Here is a 16,831-nt window from a genome sequence, read left to right on the forward strand (position 1 = left end):
ATCGACCAAAAGTAGGGTCCGGGGCGTGCGCTCCGGGCTTAGTCCCTTCGTGAGGAGCCCGGTCTATGGGTCTGACGACATCACTTACCAACGCTGTGTCTGGTCTGCGGGTCAATCAGGATTCGCTTGGGCTCGTCAGCCGTAACATCGCCAACTCCGGAACGCCTGGCTATCACAAGCAGTCGCTCAACGTTGTCGACTACAACACGCAGACCAGCTCTTATGCGCGCAGTGTTGGCGCCAACCGCGCGTTCAATGCCAGCCTGCAGACCTATTACAACCGGCAGGTGTCGGACACCGCCAACTCATCGATCCAGGCATCCTATCTGGATCGCCTGCAGGGTTTTCTGGGCAAGCCGGGTACGGCTGGTTCGCTCGATACGCTGTTCAGCGATCTGCAAAACTCTCTGCAGAGTGTGGCGACGAGCCCTGACGATTATACAACACGTTCAAATGCGGTTGCATCCGCCCAGAACATGGCCGAGACGCTCAACCGGTTGTCCAACACCATCCAGGGGATGCGGCAGGAGACCGAGGGGCAGATTGCCTCGAACGTTCACAACATGAACGGCATGCTGAACTCGCTCGCCGAGGTCAATAACCGCATGCTGGATCTTGGCATGACCGACAGCGCGCGCTCAGCGCTGCTTGATCAGCGGGACCGCCTGGTCGGCTCTGTTGCCGAACTGATTGACGTACGCGCCGACTATCGCGGTGACGGTACAGTTGCGCTGATGACGCGCTCGGGTGTTGGTCTGCTGGATAATGGTGTTTCCACCTTCTCGTTCGAGAGCGCCGGCAGCCTGTCGGCAAATTCGGTGTTTGACCCCAATTCCAGCGAGAACAAGGTCGGCAAGCTGTCGCTGACAACCCCGTCCGGTCTGACGATCGATCTGGTGACCCAGGGCGTGCTGCAGGGCGGCGAACTGGGCGGTCTGGTGACGCTGCGCGACAAGACACTGGTTGAGGCGCAGGAGCAGCTGGACGAGATCGCCTCTGGGCTGGCGCAGGCCTTCTCAACGGTCAAGAACCCCGGCGTAGCGGCCACTGATGGCGTTGCTAATGGTTTTGACATTGACCTGACAACGCTCAAGCCAGGCAATGACGTGCTGTTCACCTACTCGGAAAATGGGGTGAATAAGCAGGTCCGGGTGGTCAATTCGACCGATCCCGTGGACTATATGGATGCCTCGGGCCAGCGAGTCATCGGTATTGACCTGTCGGGCAATTCCACCGCTGCTGCCGCTGCGCTGAATGCGAAGTTCTCAGGGCTGGCGATCTCCAGCACGGGTGCCGGCAATCTGCGGATCCTGGATGACGGCGCGATTGGCGCTACGGACGTCAAGACCGCAGTGGCACGCTCTACATCGACTGGTCTGCAGGGCGCCGGATTGGCCTTCAACCTGTTCGTCGATCAGGGCAATACCGCTTTTACCAACAATCTGGACAGCGATCCGCCACAGAAGCAGGGCTTTGCGGCCCGCATCTCGGTCAATACAGCGATTGTGGCCAACAACAAGTTGATGGTGCAGCACGAGGTCGGCGGGACGCTGGGTGACGCTGACCGTGCCAATTACATCATCGATCAACTGGCCTCGATGAGCTTTACCTCGGGCGGCAATCCGGCGGCCAATGCCGACAAGTTCCAGCTGACGGGCAATCTGGGCAATCTGATTGGCCAGGTGCTGGGTTTTCAGGGCGGCAATATCAATGCCGCGCTGACCAAATATGATGATCGGCAACTGACGCTGGACACGATTTCGGACCAGATGCAGACCGAATACGGCGTCAATCTGGATGAGGAAATGGCGCGCCTGATGGAATTGCAGAACGCCTATGCGGCCAACGCCCGTGTGGTGTCGGTGGTCAAGGAACTGCTCGATGCCCTGTTGGGCGCGGTGTAACGGAGTAGCGTGAGATGATCGTCAACAAATCCATGTTTCCGCTTCAGACCGGTTTTGGTGTGATCACCAAGATGCAGGAACGCTTCTCCGACCTGCAGATGCAGCTTGGTACGGGCATGAAGGCCTCCACGCTGGCTGATATGGGGCGCGACCTGCCATTGTCGCTCTCTGTTCGCTCGCGCCTTGGCAAGATCGAAGGCTATTCCGCCAATATCGCTACAGTCGACCTTCGCCTGAGCTTTCTCGACAAAACCATGTCGCGCTTTGACTCGATTGAAGGTGAAGCACGCAATTCTGCGGTGCAGGGTCAGTACGGCACCAACAATATCAACATGGCCACCTTGCCCAGCCTATCCAAGGCACGGCTCGATGAGACGGTCACGCTGCTTAATTCAGACGTCAATGGCCGCTACCTGTTTGGTGGTTCCAACACCGATACCGCGCCTTTGCCAACCACCGATGTGCTGCTGGATGGACAATCCGGCAAGGCCGGCTTCAAGACCGTTGTGAGTGAACGCAAGGCTGCGGACGCAGGCATGGATGGTCGTGGCCGTCTGGGCTCGGCGCACACGGTGGGCACCACGGCGGTGACGCTGGCGGAAGACGGCGTGCACCCGTTCGGAATGAAGGTGTCGACTGTGTCGACCACCAGCAGCGCCGTTACTGTTACACAGCCGACGCCGGGCACCTTGCCATTGGGCGATGAGGTATCAATTACCTTTGCCGCGACGCCGGCGCCCCAGATTGATTCCGGTCACACTATTACGATGGGCTTTGAGTTGCCGGACGGCACCAATACCCAGATCACGCTGCGCGCTGTTACAGCTGCAGAGGCATCGGGCGCCATTGACGAGTTCGTCATTGGGGCAGACGCCGAAGCGACTGCAGTGAACTTCAAGGCCACGCTTGATGCCAAGCTGGTCGATGTCGGTTCCAAGGAACTCGCCGGCGCCTCCAATTTCGTCGCGGCGAAGAACTTCTTCAACGGCCCAGGCGAGCCCGTGCTGCGGGTGCAGGGAAATCCTGCCACGGCGACAGCGCTGCGGGTCGCCGACTCTTCGGACACGGTGATGTGGTATCAGGGCCAGTCGCCAGCGGTTGCGGCCGAGGGCCTGGGCCGCATGGACATCAGCTCGGCAACAGACACCGTGACCCTTTCAGAGCGTGCGCCCAGCTCCGCGAGCTATGGTTTCCAGATTACGGGCGTCTCGGCCGACACAGCCAATATCGACACAACATACACGGCGGCCGACCCCAGTTCGGTCAATGTACAGTTCACCGGGGTTCCGGCTGCTGGTGAGGCTGTCAATGTGACGCTGACCGAGCCGGGCGGCAATACGCGCACGCTTACGCTGACGGCCGTGACCGGCAAGGCGGGGCCGGGACAGTTCACCATTGGCGCCGATGCCAATGCCACGGCGACGAATTTTTCCAAGGCGCTCAATATCGTTGCTACCGAAGCTGCCATTGCCGCGGAAGGCAATCCGCGCCAGACCGTCACCTCGCAGATCGATGACTCGACGCGGGTAGCCTATGGCGTTGAGGCCAACGAATCCGGCCTGCTGCGGCTCGTGCGCTCGCTGGCCTCGCTTTCGGTCGAGACCTATCCGGACAGCGATGCCAGCTCCAAGGAACGCTACGACGCCATGGCCCGCCGGCAGCAGCTGGAACTGTCGGAATCGCACAATTCCGAACGCGGTTCGGTCGAAATCATGACCATGGAACTGGCGATCGCGCGCAAATCGCTGCAAAACTCCACGTCGCGTCACACCGATTACAAGGCGCAGCTGGACAACCTGCTCAGCGACGTGGAGACGGTCAGCAAGGAAGACGTGGCCATGGAGATCCTGGCGCTGCAGACCCGGCTGCAGGCGAGCTATCAGGTGACCTCGATGGTGAGCCAGCTCAGCCTCGCCAACTTCATCTAATCGACAGCCAACGGCTAAACAAAAAGCCCCGCAGTGATGCGGGGCTTTTTGTTTAGGCATGTGATGGGCTCAGGAGCCGCGCAGGCCGGTCGCAATCTGGCGGTTGAGGCGCACCAGCACGTCGAGGCGCTGCGCCGCAGGGGCTGGCTCAAGCAGAATTTCGCGGGTTTCGTTCAGAATGAAGAGGCCCAGATTGGCAATATTCTGACGAATTTCGTGGGGCAGGGGGCTGTCTTCCTTGGTCACCGAAGACATGAAGATGGTCCACAGCTTGCGATTGAAGGTCAGTGCCACCTTCAGTTCTTCGCGCGTCCCGGTTTCCCACTCGTCCTTGACACGCTGGATACCTGCAGCGGCCTTCATCAGCAGGGCTGACTCACGCTCGCGGGGGTTCTCAACTGCCTTGGTCGTCTGCTGGTAAGCCTGGGCGCCTTGCTGATACATGGTTCAAGAGATCCTGTTCATATTCGATCAGCCTATGGGCGGCCTTCAGAGCTTTGTAGAGAGCCCCGGTTAATATCTCGTTATTGATTTCGTTGACTATTTCAGCGGCAGAAGGAACTGCGGCGAGAAAGTCGTTGATCAGCGAAAAGTAGGTTTCGCGGCCATTGCTGATGTCGCCCTCGATATACATCAGCTGCACCGAGAGGTAGATGCGCTTGGCCGGGGTATCTGCGGTCTTGGTGGTCAGGATGTCCTTTTCCCGCAGGATCGGAGACTTGCCATCAATGAAGAGCCGGGTGCGTTGATCTGAATTGGTGATGATGCAATTGCCCACCAGCAGTTTCTCGCCGGGCTTGAGTTCCACCTTGAGCGCCATGTGACCAGTCTCCCAGACTCTGTATCTGCGTGACCTCTACCCTGCCATGGCGTCGAAAACAATGAAGGCGGGCCGAGGCCCGCCTTTGTCTGTTGTAAGCCTTGCCTGCGGATTAACGCAGCAGCTGCAGGATCGACTGGTCAGCCTGGCTGGCCAGGGAAAGCGAGTTGGACGACAGCTGCTGGCGGGTCTGCAGTGCCAGCAGGTTGGCCGCTTCTTCGTTCATGTCGGCCAGGGTCAGGTTGCCGGCGCCGGTTTCCAGCGTGTCAATCATGGCCTTGGTAAAGTCCTGACGGTTCTGCACGATCGAGAGGTTCGAACCAAAGGTCGATGCCTGCGAGCGAACGCTATCCAGAGCAGCCTTCATGTCGGTGAGCAGCGAGTCGATGGTGGTATCGCTGTCGAGCTGTTCTTCCTCGAGTGAGGTTGGCACGCCCAGATTTGCGGAGTTAATGGTGCCGCCGTTCTTGGTCTGGATGTCGATCGAGGAGGTGCCCGTCTCGTTAAAGGTGATGGTCAGCTTGTCGCCGCGCATCAGGTTGATACCGTTGAACGAGGCGTCATCGGCGAGCTTGTCGAGCTGATCGCGCAGTTCGTTGAACTGGGACGCAAGGCCAGCGCGGACGGAGTTGCCAGAAATTTGGCTTGTGGAAGTTGAGCCGTCGATCTTGCCGTTGGATGCACCCTCGATATCGAGCTTCTGGGTCGACTGGTTTTCGATGCGTAGCTTGCCGTTGTCGTTCGAAGCGCGAATCTTGCCGGTCAGGTTGGTGTCGGCGTTGATGCTCGCGACCAGTTGATCAACGGTTTTTGCGGCAAACGTGTCGGTGATGGTGGTCACGGTACCAGAGGCGATTGCACCATTGGTCGAGCGTGCGGTGGTGTTGGCACCTATGCCTACCGCAGTACCAAGGGTCGTGTCGCTGGCAGTGACGTCGAAATTGCTGCCGTCGACACGCGAGAATGTGAGGCCTGCAGCGTTTTCGGCGATCGTGAAGCCACTGGCGCCGCCCAAAGCGCTCTTGAGCGCAGCGAGCTGACCGGTAGTGGTAGCATCGAACGTGTAGCTCACAGTCGTGCTGCCGGACGACAGTGTCAGTGTCTTGCCGCTGAGTGCAGAGAGATCCGGGTCGTTGGTGTTGGCTGTGAAGTCCGTTCCACCAGTGGGTGCGAGAGACGCGGTTACAGCGGTGGTAGCAGCGCCAGCAGTCAGGCCCGCATGTTGGGCGGCAGTGCCACCAACTGTAACGGTTTCACCCTTGGTGCTTTCAAGGCTCAACTGACCGTTGACGACAGAGGCTGTCAGCCCTCCAGTGCCACCAGAGGCCGCGCCCAGCGCGGTGTTGATCTTTTCAGCCGCCGTGCTTGCGGTGTCGGTATCGGTCAGAGCGACCGTGATGGCGCTTCCGCCATTGAGCGAAGTTGCCTGCAGCGTCACGTTGCCATTTCGGCCAAGCGTTGCGCCTGGGCCCACAAAACCATTGTTGGCAGGCTTCAGTGTATTCGTAAGAGAAGTCGTTTGGTCAGCTGCGAAAGCGCCGCCGCTGAAGGTCAGTTCCTTTGCAGCCGAAGTGCCGATAGCTGTTGCATCGACGGAAAGTGAAGCCGTCTGGAATGATTTGTCCTGGCGTGCCTGGCGCAGCGTCGACTGCATCGATTCCAAAGTCTTGGTCATTGCCGAGAGGCCGTTATCCGCAGCCTTGAGGGTCTGGATGCCGTTGGCCATGGAGTCCATGAGCGCATTCAGATCGCTGGACCGGTTGGTGAGGCCCTTGGCGGTAAACCAGTTGCTCGGGTTGTCCAGGGCAGAGTTGACCTTATTGCCGGTGGACAGACGAGTCTGCGCCACTGCCATCATGTCGGCCGTGCCCTGAAGTGCGAGTAGATTCGACCGGACGGCCTTTGAGAGTGAAATGTCTGACATTGATGCGATCCTTGCCCTGGGCCCGTCGCGGCCCCGTTGGCAATATGGTTAACAGCAACTTTATTAATGGGGTGTTAATCGTGCTTGTTAAGGTCGCATAAACTTCAATTAACGGGCGCAAAGCAGCCGGTTTTGCTGGGTTTTCGCTGTGTTTGCGCAAAAGGGAAGGGGCGGGCCTTGCGGCCCGCCCCTTCGAATCGGATTCGATAGGTTCGTGTAGAACTTAACGGATCAGCTGGAGAACCGACTGGTCCTGCTGGCTGGCCAGCGAGAGCGAGTTGGAAGCCAGCGACTGACGGGTCTGCAGTGCCAGAAGGTTGGCAGCTTCAGAGTTCATGTCAGCCAGGGTCAGGTTGCCAGCGCCATCCTGCAGTGTGCTGATCATGGACTTGGTGAAGTCCTGACGGCCCTGCACGATCGAGAGGTTCGAGCCAAAGGTCGAAGCCTGCGAACGCACTTCATTGAGAGCCGATTTCAGCTTGCCCAGTTCGGTGTCGATGTTCGTGTCGCTGTCGAGGTCAGCAGCTTCGATGGTGGTTGCAACACCCAGGTTTGCCGAGTTGACCGTTTCACCATTCTCGGTCTGGATGTCGATCGAAGACGTACCAGTTTCGTTGAAGGTGATGGCCAGGTTGTCGCCACGCAGCAGGTTGATACCGTTGAAGGAGGCATCATCTGCCAGCTTGTCGAGCTGATCGCGCAGTTCGTTGAACTGGTCGGCCAGACCGGCGCGGACGGTGTTACCGGCAATGGTGGCGGAGTCGGCTGTCGAGCCGTCGATGGCACCCGAAGAGGTGACGCCGTCAACATTCAGGACCTGAGTGGACTGGTTCTCGATGCGCAGCTTGCCATTGTCGTTCGATGCACGAACATTGCCCTTAAGATCAGTGTTGCCATTGATCTCGGCGACGAGTGCGTCAAGGGTCTTGGCAGCGTAGATTGCAGTAGGAACAGCCTGATCCGCGAGACCAGCCAGTGCAACGTCTCCGCCGACGGCAATTTCGACATCGGCGTTGTCTGCTGTCAGCGTGAACGCACCGGTGTCTGCATCAAGAGACGCGGTAACATCAAGATCAGTTTCGCCGTTAATGCCTGCAATCAGGTCAGCCAAGGTGTCAGAGGTTGCTGTGCCGACAGTAAAGGTATGGGTCTCAGTGCCGTCACTTACGGTGAATTCGTCGCCATCAGCGAAGCCCAAGGTGTCGAGGGTCTCGGTGCCATCGTACCCGACAGCCGTCGTCGCAGTGGAAACAGGAGTCGCGGTGTTGGTCTGCGAAGTCAGGTTGATTTCGACAGCAGTGTCACCGACGGCGCCAGCGTCAAACGAGAGGACGGAAGTGTTGTCCAGGCCTGTAGCTGGCAGGGTGTAGGATGCGGTCTGGAACGACTTGTCCTGACGGGCCTGGCGCAGGGTCGACTGCATCGATTCGAGGGTCTTGGTCATGGCCGAGAGACCATTATCCGCAGCCTTCAGGGTCTGGATACCATTGGCCATGCCGTCGAGCAGGGCGTTCAGATCGCCAGCACGGTTGTTGAGGCCCTTGGCAGTGAACCAGTTGCTTGGGTTGTCGAGAGCCGAGTTCACCTTGTTGCCGGTCGACAGGCGGTTCTGCGTTTCGGCCATCATGTTGGCAGTGGACGAAAGCGAGTTGAGGTTAGCGCGAACGGCTTTCGACAGGGAAATATCAGACATTTGTACTGGTCCTTTTCTAGGAGTACTCAAACAACGATGCCTCTTCCTGAGGCGTGATCACATTCGTCCGGCAGCCTCTAAAGAAGCGTTAAGCGGGGGGTGAAAATTTGGGCAAATTCCAACGGAGAATTTATATCGCCGGAATCCAAAAAGCCCCGGAAATCGGGGCTTTGAAGAGAATGTGATGTGGCGGATTGGTAAGATTCTATTAAGGATCTGGGGCGGCTTGGCGACTAATCAATGGGCTGCGCAGCCGCGTGGCCCGAGCTAGGCGATCAGATCCTTGAGCCTTGCCTGGGACTCCTCAGGGATAGTGCTGGCACCAATCCGGATGATCAACTGTTCCATGGTCTGCGGCGTCGGCGACAGGGCGCCTGCGATCACGGCCGCAGCAAAGGTCGATGTACGATCCTTGCTGGGGGGCGGTTCGGGATTTGGCTGGGCCTGCGCGTCGCGATTGGGGAACTGACCATTATTGCTGGCGCTGGGTGTTTCGGGCGTGGCGGGCGTACTATTGGGCAGCATGGGGCGTTCAGCGGAAATGGGGCGCTGGCGAATGTCTGCTACATTAATGGTACCCGATAAGGCCGCACTGGGCATTACTGGAGTGATCATGACGCTGTCCTTGCATCAACAAAATGCCATTGGACAGCTTTGGGGCCAACCTTCTTGCTTTCGATTACTTTAGTTGATTGAAATTGATTCAAATAAAGTCGAAATTAAAGGGCGCGGTTGACTGCTATGCCGCGTGCTGAACTTGCCGGGTCTGCTGTGATGGTGCCGGCGCGACCATAAGCCTTGGCCTTGTTCTGCTGGCCCACCACTTTGGCGACATCAGTCAGGATATCTTCGGTGACGTTGCGGGCTGTTGCGAGCACGCGCAGGTTCTCGGCCATCTGGGTCGCCAGCGCCTCGTGGCCATGGCGCAAGCGGTCAACTGAATCGGGTGCTTCCTGCTGGAGGCGGGCGGTCTGGCGCTGCACGGAACGAGCGAAGCTGACATAGTCCTGTGCCATCCGGGCCTTTTCGGGCGTGAGTTTGCTGGCGTCGCGCAAATGTCCGGCCCGCAGCAGGGTGGTTTCCTGGTTCATGACATTGACCAAGGCTGCAAGAGCTGACTCGGCCAGTTGGCACAGTTCTCTGGCCGGCATGTTATCGAGGGCGGCGAGACGGGCTGCAGCGGTCATTTGTAGACTCCAGTGGTCGGCATGATCTTGTTCTGATTGTTGGATGCTTCCTGCATGGCGAGCAGGTCGGGCAGGAGTTGTTCGGCAATGCCCAGGCCGCCATTCTGCGACAGGGTGTCGGCCATCTGTTCGGCCTGCATGGACCGCCAGGTCTCTTCGCCGAAGCCGCCGCCCATGGCGCTCTCGTCAGTTTTGAGGCTGGTGAAGAGTTGTTTGGTCAGCGTGTTGAGGAAAACGCCTTCAAATTCCTGGGCCTGCTGCTGCACGCGGGCAATCTGGGCTGGTGTCAGGGTCGAGTGGTCGGATGTGCCGATTGAGTTGATTGTTGGCATCACAGCACCTCAATTTCGGCCTGCAGGGCGCCGGTGGCCTTGATGGCCTGCAGGATGGCGATGAGATCGCGCGGCGAGATGCCCAGCGCATTGAGGCCGTCGACCAATTGCTGCAGCGTCACCGATTCATTGACCACAGCGAGCGCGGTGTCGGAGATGTTGGCGTTCAGCGTTGTGTTGGGTTCCACGGCGGTCTGGCCATTGGCGAAAGGCAGGGGCTGCACCACGTTGGGGTTTTCGGCGATGGTGACTGTCAGGTTGGATTGAGCAACGGCCACGCTGGAGACACGCACATCCTTGCCCATAACGATGATGCCTGAGTTCTCGTCGATGACGATCTTGGCGGTCTGGTCGGTTTCGACCATGAGCTGCTCGATATCGGTCAGCAGGTCGACAATGTTGCCGTTAAAGCCCGGGGGCAGAGTGACGCGCACCGTAGCGGGATCTTCGGGGGTGGCGGTTGGTGCACCAATGAAGTCGTTGACCGCCAGGGCGATGCGGCGTGCGGTGGTCAGGTCTGGATTGCGCAACGCCAGGCGCAGCGAGGTCTGCGAACCAAGATGAAAGTCGATTTCGCGCTCGATCAGGCCGCCATTGGCGATGCGACCTGTGGTCGGGACGCCCGAGACGATGCTGGCCGCGTCACCGCCCGCGCTAAAGCCGTTGATCAGGACCGGACCCTGGGCGATGGCATAGACGTCTCCGTCAGCCGCCAGCAGTGGGGTAACCAGAAGTGTGCCGCCCTGCAGGCTGTTGCTGTCGCCAAGTGCCGCGACCGAAACATCCATGCGTGACCCCTGCGTACCAAAGGCGGGCAGGTTTGCGGTGACCATGACGGCGGCCACATTGGCGGTGCGGACGTTCTCGCCAGCGGTGTTGACGCCGAGGCGCTCGAGCATGGACTGCAGGGACTGCTTGGTGAAGGGGGAGTTGTTGAGGCTGTCGCCAGTGCCATTCAGGCCAACCACGAGGCCGTACCCGACAAGCTGGTTGTCGCGAACGCCCTCGAAATTGACGATGTCCTTGATGCGGGCGGCTGCGGCATAGGCGTCGGCCATCGGCGAGAGGGTCAAGACGGTACATAGTGCCGTGGCAATCAGCTTTTGCAGCAGTGTTCTGGTCATTCTCGTCCCCGTTCCGAGCCGCTCCATCCCCATGGCGCGACATTCGGGAAACTCATTGCGAAAACTGTGCCAGTTTATGTCTGGTTCGGTAAGCTTATGAAATAAAAGGTGTTTTTGTGGCGGTTCGGTGCGGCGTGTGGCGTTGGAAGGGTGCGGTGAGTAATTCTTGCCGGGTTCGTTAAGGACCTGTTAACGGCTGGCGGCAGATTTTGCCGGTACGTGATCGAAATGATTTGAGTCCATCCGTTGCGCATAGACACAGGTAATCGCACCTCCGGCGTCGGTAAAAGTGGTTCAGCGGGCCGCTCGGGATCGCGCACGGACTTTGCTCCGACAGGCGCTGACGGTCCCGCACGCGCTGCCGGCTCAGCACCGGTGGCAGGCATGACCGGCATTGATGCCATTCTGGCGCTGCAGGCGGTAGGTGGACCGCTAGAGGGCAAGAAGAAGGCGCTGCGCCGCGGTCGGTCACTGCTTGATGCGTTGGACGACATCAAGGCTGACTTGCTGATCGGGCAGGTGAGCGCTGAGCGTCTGGACAATCTGGCGACCATGCTGAGCGAAATTCGCGAACGTTCTGATCCGGCGCTTGATGGCGTTCTCGATGAGATCGATCTGCGGGTTCAGGTCGAACTGGCAAAGTTCGGGCGATACCCTTCTGCGTGAGCCGAATTCATCAAAATGTTGTCGATAATGGGCTATTCGGCTGACATGCACGCGCATTCACGTGTTAAGCACCACGTGATTTGAGCGCTTGCGGGGGTGCGCCTGCGCGCATATACAGGCCGCCTATAGGGGGCGCATTGGAGTTGAGTCTGCTGATGTCTTCGATTGCTGAAGTAATTGAATACCGGCCCAGTGACGACGAGCCGTTCATGAACCCGCGCCAGCGGGACTACTTTCGGGCCAAGCTGAACGCGTGGAAGGATGATATCCTTCGCGAAAGCCGTGAAACGCTTGATAACCTTCAGGAAGAGAGCCAGAACCACCCCGACATGGCCGATCGTGCCAGTTCGGAAAGTGACCGGTCTCTCGAATTGCGGACGCGTGATCGTCAGCGCAAGCTGATTTCCAAGATTGATGCTGCGATCAAGCGTATCGACGATGGTAGCTATGGCTATTGCGAGGAGACCGGTGATCCCATCGGCCTGGCTCGCCTTGATGCCCGGCCTATCGCCACGCTGAGCCTTGAAGCCCAGGAAATGCATGAGCGTCGCGAAAAAGTCTATCGCGACGAATAGCATTTAACGAGATTGAAACAGGCCCGCAGCGATGCGGGCCTGTTTCGTTGTGGGAAGGCGACTACACCGCGGCGGCGTCGACCTGCTCACGCTGCTTGATAATGGCCTGCTTGCGTTCGCTATAGCGCGAGGTCAGATAGTTGGCGTTGCCACGATTGAGGATGGTGAATTTGACCAGTTCCTCCATCACATCCACGACCCGATCGTAGAACGAAGACGGCTTCATGCGGTCATCGGCTTCGAATTCCTGCCAGGCCTTGGCGACGGAGGACTGGTTGGGGATGGTGAGCATGCGCATCCAACGACCCAGCAGCCGCATCTGATTGACCGCGTTGAACGATTGCGAGCCGCCGGACACCTGCATCAGTGCTAGGGTTCGTCCCTGAGTGGGCCGAATGGCGCCGCCGGGCAGGGGGATCCAGTCGATCTGGGCCTTCATCACCGCGCTCATGGCGCCATGGCGCTCCGGGCTGGTCCAGACCTGACCTTCGGACCACAACATGAGTTCGCGCAGTTCCTGGACCTTGGGATGGGTGTCAGGGGCGTCATTGGGCAGCGGCAGGCCATTGGCGTGGAACACTTTGACTTCAGCACCAAATGCCTCAAGCAGGCGTTGCGCTTCGAAGGTAAGTAGCCGGCTATAGGAACGTTCGCGCAACGATCCGTAGAGCATGAGGATGCGCGGCTTGTGGCTGGTGATCAGCGTGGCAAGGTTGGCAGGATCGGGGACTTCGAGGGCGTCGTCGATGATGTTGGGGAGATCAGACAAGGCGCTTGCCCTCGGCATCAATAATCACTTCACCATCCTCCTTGGTGAAGGGCCCGATGTCGGGGTTCTCCAGAATATCAAACACGATTTCTGAGGGCCGGCACAGGCGTGTGCCCCTGGGAGTCTCGACGAAGGGGCGATTGATCAGGATTGGCTCTGCCAGCATAGCGTCGATTAACGCGTCGTCCGAGAGGGTGGGTTCTTCCAGGCCCAGTTCGACATAGGGCGTGCCCTTTTGCCGAATGGCCTGACGCACGGTGAGGCCGGCGTCCGCTATCAATTGTTGCAGGCGGTCGCGCGAGGGCGGATTGGTGCGGTAGTCGATCACGACCGGCTCCACGCCAGATTGCCGGATCATGGCCAACGTGTTGCGCGAGGTGCCGCATTCGGGGTTGTGATAGATGGTGACGGTCATCGTGCTGGCCTTTCTTTCTCACCTTCGCCGGCATTGGCATCAAAGGCGGTGCGTGTTCTGTTGGCGAGGGCCACCAGCGAGAGCATGACCGGCACTTCAACAAGCACTCCGACTACGGTGGCCAGAGCGGCCGTCGAGGAAAGTCCGTAAAGGCTGATAGCCACGGCCACAGCCAGTTCAAAAAAGTTGGACGTGCCGATCATGGCGCAAGGGGCAGCGATGCGGTGCGGGATGCGCAGCGCCCAGGCCGCGCCATAAGCGATGGCAAAAATGCCGTACGACTGGATCAGCAAGGGTACGGCGATCAGCGCGATCACCAGCGGCTGCGCCAGAATGACATTGCCCTGGAAGCCAAACAACAGCACGACGGTGGCGAGCAGCCCGACCATCGAGGCGGGCTTGAGCCTGGCGATAAAACCATTGAGACGGGTGGATGAGCCGTCTGCGGCAAGCAGGTAACGACGGGTCAATATGCCTGCTGCCAACGGCACGACGACATAGAGCAGGACTGACAGAATTAGGGTGCCCCAAGGAACCGGAATATCGGTGACACCCAGCAACAGCGCGACAATCGGTGCATAGGCAAACACCATGATGAGATCGTTCACGCTAACCTGGGCGAGGGTGTAGTTGGCATCGCCGCGGGTGAGCTGGGACCAGACAAAGACCATGGCCGTACAGGGAGCCGCCCCCAGCAGGATCAGCCCGGCGATATAGCCTTCGGCGTCGGCAGTTGGAATCCAAGCGGCAAACACGCCCTTGAAGAAGAATACGCCCAGAACGGCCATGCTGAAGGGTTTGATCAGCCAGTTGACGACCAGCGTGACCACCAAGCCCCTGGGTTGTTCGGCAATGCGGTGCAGGCTGCCGACATCGACGGCGATCATCATGGGGTAGACCATGGCCCAGATCAGGATAGCGACGGGTAGATTGACCTGAGCGATTTCGAGGGCTGCGAGGCTGGAAAAAACGCCCGGCATAAACTGCCCCAGTGCAATACCGGCAATGATGGCCAAGCCAACCCAGAGAGAGAGGTAACGTTCAAAAACTGACATGGTTTAGGCAACTTCCTCGTTATCGGTTGTGCCTTCCATGGCGCCGATGCCGGCGAGCCTGGATTTGAGCGTCATGCGATCAATTGAGGACAGCGGGAGGCTGGCAAAGGCGTTGATGCGGTTGCGCAGAAATCGAAGGGTGTCTTCAAAGGCGGCGCGTTGTTTAAAGTCCGGGCCAGAAACTGCCGCGGGATCGCTGATCCCCCAGTGGGCGGTCATGGGCTTGCCGGGCCAAAGCGGGCAGGCTTCGCCCGCGGCGTTATCACAAACGGTGAAGATGAAGTCCAACTCGGGCGCGTCTGGGGTCGTAAACTCGTCCCAGGATTTCGAGCGCAGACCATCGGTGGCAATGCCCGCCCTAGACAGGGTTTCCAATGTCATGGGGTGCACTTCACCCTTGGGCGTGGATCCCGCAGAGTAAGCGCGGAATCGGCCGTCGGGGAGGTTGTTCATCAAGGCTTCGCCGATGATGGAGCGGGCCGAATTCCCGGTGCACAGGAACAGGACATTGTAGACGCGATCAGACATGGTGCGCTTCCTTGGGGCTGCAGCAGGGTGTGATATCGGCGATGAGAGGTTCGCAAAGCTCGGGGCGACCGCCGCAGCAGTCCTGCACGAGGAAATTGGCGATCTCGCGCACGCGTTCGAGCACGGCGCGATAGACGATGGAGCGCCCCTGGCGCTCGGCTTCGATCAGTCCGGCGCGGGTCAGGATCGCCAAATGGGTCGACATGGTGTTTTGCGGCACGTCGAGCTGGCGGGCAATTTCACCGGCGGGCATGCCTGAGGGTTCGTGTGTGATGATGAGTTTGAAGGCCTCGAGGCGGGTGGCCTGCGAGAGCGCCGTGAAGACATCGATTGCCTGAATTGATTCCATATATCTGGATTTATCGATATATGTTGTTGCTGTAAACCCGGCAAATGGAAAACGGGGCCACTGGCCCCGTTGGTTTCGTGTTGCAGCTCAAGCTAGAAGCCAAAGACTGTGGTGATACCCGTCTGATTGTTGCCAAACTGGGCACAGCGACCACGGGTGTTTTCGCCAAACTGCAGCAGGGCGCAGTTATTGTTGTTACCGCGCTGCTCGATGGTGCCGTGATGGCCATTGCCGTCCTGCACGATCAGGCCGTTGTTGTTGCGGCCGCGCTGATCGACACCAGCAGTGTTGTGATTGCCGTTCTGGCGGACATTTGCGCCGCCCTCGGAGGCGCCGTTGACCAGTGAGAGCATGAGCAGACCCAGACCTAGTACCTGTTGGTGCTCGGAATTCTGAGGGGCAAAGCTCAGACTGAACTGGCCACCAGCCATAGCCGGGGTCGACAGGCTCGCTGCACTGATGATGAGGGCTGTAGTGGCGATGGCGAGGGTCTTGAAGAGCTTGGTGGTCATGGCGTTTCTCCCGTTTGACGCTGGACTATGTGGCCGATGATCTAAGAGTAGTGGGGGCTGGCTGAACCGGTTCGGAGCGGGGTGTTCATTTACGGTTCAGCCAAAGCTGACAGCTATGCCTCAGGTGAAGCGCGCGCCGTTCTGGGTACAGGCGACAGTCTGCCCGCCCACGATGATTGAGAAGTCGACGCTGTAGCGCGCGTCGGCATTGATCATCATCTGGCCGACGGAGACGGCCTCATTGGCGAGGGCTGAGAACGCGCCTCCCTGGCTGATGTTGGACGAATTGCCGTTGCTGGCGCTCCTGATGGCAAAGCGATACTCGCCGCTGACGTCCTGTGGACTGAAGACAGAGCCCGTGATTGTCCGCATGCCATTCTGGTTCTGCTCGGCGATGTCGCAACGCAGGGAATTGGTATCGGAACTGGCCATGCCCACAGATGCGGCGATGGCGACGATGCCGACGCCAAAAAACAGGGGCAGGGTGCGGGTAAGCTGAGTCATTGTCGGATCCTCCTTGCGGTTCGGGATGACCGGAAGGGTAAAGCCCTTCCGGCGACGGGGACTACTCGCAGACCTGCACGAAAGCGGTGACATTGCCCGAACCGCCCTGAACCACATTGGCGTTGCAGCCATTGCCCGTCTGCACGCCTGCCGTGATGTTGCCATTGCCGTCCTGGCTGATGATCGCGTTGTGGTTGGTGCCGAACTGGCCGATGCCGGCGGCGTTGCGGTTGCCGCGCTGGATGGTTTCGGCGCGGTTGTTGCGGCCCTCCTGACCGATCGCGCTGATATTGCGGTTGCCGTTCTGACGGCTCAAACCGGTGTTCCAGCTGCCGCGCTGCTGCAGACCAAAGCGGTTGTACCAGCCGGTCTGGCTGCCGCCTGAACTGTTGCTATAGCCGTACTGGCTGATGAAGACGTCGTTGGCCATGGTTGGGGCCGCGCTCACGGCGATCATGGCGGCAATTGCGGTGGTGATGATGGTGCGCTTCATGGTTGTCTCCTGCCTTGGCCTGCACTCCCTGTGGAGCGCTTCTTGCCGATGAC

At 59.2% G+C, this 16,831-nt stretch carries 20 protein-coding genes; 4 read left to right on the plus strand and 16 right to left on the minus strand.

What is annotated here, in order from left to right:
- The first annotated feature begins 65 nt into the window (after positions 1-65).
- On the plus strand, positions 66-1,904 hold the full coding sequence (flgK, locus tag KD146_RS04155) for a flagellar hook-associated protein FlgK (RefSeq protein WP_212657474.1): 1,839 nt from the start codon (positions 66-68) through the stop codon (positions 1,902-1,904).
- 14 nt (positions 1,905-1,918) lie between these two features.
- Positions 1,919-3,832 (plus strand): hypothetical protein, encoded by a 1,914-nt coding sequence (locus tag KD146_RS04160; protein WP_212657475.1) that lies wholly within the window; start codon positions 1,919-1,921, stop codon positions 3,830-3,832.
- A 69-nt stretch (positions 3,833-3,901) separates the two neighbouring features.
- On the opposite strand, the gene flaF is transcribed toward KD146_RS04160, so the two are convergent.
- The 8 genes from flaF to KD146_RS04200 all read right to left on the minus strand — a co-directional run bounded on the left by flaF (position 3,902) and on the right by KD146_RS04200 (position 10,846).
- Positions 3,902-4,276, minus strand: coding sequence for a flagellar biosynthesis regulator FlaF (gene flaF, locus KD146_RS04165; protein WP_212657476.1), 375 nt, complete (start codon positions 4,274-4,276; stop codon positions 3,902-3,904).
- Positions 4,227-4,652 carry a flagellar biosynthesis repressor FlbT gene (gene flbT, locus KD146_RS04170; protein WP_212657477.1) on the minus strand — a complete coding sequence of 142 codons (426 nt, stop codon included), beginning with the start codon at positions 4,650-4,652 and terminating at the stop codon, positions 4,227-4,229. Before flbT ends, flaF begins: the two co-directional genes overlap by 50 nt.
- 112 nt (positions 4,653-4,764) lie before the next feature.
- Entirely contained in the window at positions 4,765-6,576 is a 1,812-nt protein-coding gene (locus tag KD146_RS04175; RefSeq protein ID WP_212657478.1) for a flagellin N-terminal helical domain-containing protein, read from the minus strand.
- Positions 6,577-6,799: 223 nt separating this feature from the next.
- Positions 6,800-8,269 (minus strand): flagellin N-terminal helical domain-containing protein, encoded by a 1,470-nt coding sequence (locus KD146_RS04180; RefSeq protein ID WP_212657479.1) that lies wholly within the window; start codon positions 8,267-8,269, stop codon positions 6,800-6,802.
- Positions 8,270-8,536: 267 nt separating this feature from the next.
- A complete protein-coding gene (locus KD146_RS04185; RefSeq protein ID WP_212657480.1) occupies positions 8,537-8,884 on the minus strand; it encodes a hypothetical protein in 348 nt (115 codons plus the stop codon).
- Positions 8,885-8,988: 104 nt separating this feature from the next.
- Entirely contained in the window at positions 8,989-9,456 is a 468-nt protein-coding gene (locus tag KD146_RS04190; RefSeq protein WP_212657481.1) for a flagellar protein FlgN, read from the minus strand.
- A complete protein-coding gene (locus tag KD146_RS04195) occupies positions 9,453-9,788 on the minus strand; it encodes a rod-binding protein (RefSeq protein WP_212657482.1) in 336 nt (111 codons plus the stop codon). Before KD146_RS04195 ends, KD146_RS04190 begins: the two co-directional genes overlap by 4 nt.
- Positions 9,788-10,846, minus strand: coding sequence for a flagellar basal body P-ring protein FlgI (locus KD146_RS04200; protein WP_249327732.1), 1,059 nt, complete (start codon positions 10,844-10,846; stop codon positions 9,788-9,790). Before KD146_RS04200 ends, KD146_RS04195 begins: the two co-directional genes overlap by 1 nt.
- Before the next feature lie 312 nt (positions 10,847-11,158).
- Between KD146_RS04200 and KD146_RS04205 the strand changes: the two genes are divergently transcribed.
- Together KD146_RS04205 and dksA are read left to right on the plus strand one after the other, a co-directional pair.
- Entirely contained in the window at positions 11,159-11,578 is a 420-nt protein-coding gene (locus KD146_RS04205; protein ID WP_212657484.1) for a flagellar assembly protein FliX, read from the plus strand.
- A gap of 155 nt (positions 11,579-11,733) precedes the next feature.
- A complete protein-coding gene (dksA, locus tag KD146_RS04210; RefSeq protein WP_212657485.1) occupies positions 11,734-12,153 on the plus strand; it encodes an RNA polymerase-binding protein DksA in 420 nt (139 codons plus the stop codon).
- Between the two features lie 61 nt (positions 12,154-12,214).
- On the opposite strand, the gene arsH is transcribed toward dksA, so the two are convergent.
- The 8 genes from arsH to KD146_RS04250 form a co-directional block, all read right to left on the minus strand.
- Entirely contained in the window at positions 12,215-12,940 is a 726-nt protein-coding gene (gene arsH / locus KD146_RS04215; protein WP_212657486.1) for an arsenical resistance protein ArsH, read from the minus strand.
- A complete protein-coding gene (gene arsC / locus KD146_RS04220) occupies positions 12,915-13,337 on the minus strand; it encodes an arsenate reductase (glutaredoxin) (RefSeq protein WP_212657487.1) in 423 nt (140 codons plus the stop codon). The genes arsH and arsC overlap by 26 nt, the downstream gene beginning before the upstream one ends.
- Positions 13,334-14,392, minus strand: coding sequence for an ACR3 family arsenite efflux transporter (gene arsB / locus KD146_RS04225; protein ID WP_212657488.1), 1,059 nt, complete (start codon positions 14,390-14,392; stop codon positions 13,334-13,336). Before arsB ends, arsC begins: the two co-directional genes overlap by 4 nt.
- A gap of 3 nt (positions 14,393-14,395) precedes the next feature.
- On the minus strand, positions 14,396-14,920 hold the full coding sequence (locus tag KD146_RS04230) for an arsenate reductase ArsC (RefSeq protein WP_212657489.1): 525 nt from the start codon (positions 14,918-14,920) through the stop codon (positions 14,396-14,398).
- On the minus strand, positions 14,913-15,269 hold the full coding sequence (locus tag KD146_RS04235; RefSeq protein WP_212657490.1) for an ArsR/SmtB family transcription factor: 357 nt from the start codon (positions 15,267-15,269) through the stop codon (positions 14,913-14,915). Before KD146_RS04235 ends, KD146_RS04230 begins: the two co-directional genes overlap by 8 nt.
- Before the next feature lie 92 nt (positions 15,270-15,361).
- The gene (locus KD146_RS04240) at positions 15,362-15,781 is read right to left on the minus strand and encodes a curlin (RefSeq protein WP_212657491.1); all 420 of its coding nucleotides are present in this window, start codon (positions 15,779-15,781) and stop codon (positions 15,362-15,364) included.
- 120 nt (positions 15,782-15,901) lie between these two features.
- On the minus strand, positions 15,902-16,285 hold the full coding sequence (gene csgH / locus KD146_RS04245) for a curli-like amyloid fiber formation chaperone CsgH (protein WP_212657492.1): 384 nt from the start codon (positions 16,283-16,285) through the stop codon (positions 15,902-15,904).
- 61 nt (positions 16,286-16,346) lie between these two features.
- Positions 16,347-16,778, minus strand: a complete 432-nt coding sequence (locus KD146_RS04250) for a curlin (RefSeq protein ID WP_212657493.1) — start codon at positions 16,776-16,778, stop codon at positions 16,347-16,349.
- Between the last annotated feature and the right edge of the window lie 53 nt (positions 16,779-16,831).

It is taken from the genome of Devosia litorisediminis, from assembly GCF_018334155.1.
Taxonomy (GTDB): Bacteria; Pseudomonadota; Alphaproteobacteria; order Rhizobiales; family Devosiaceae; genus Devosia; species Devosia litorisediminis.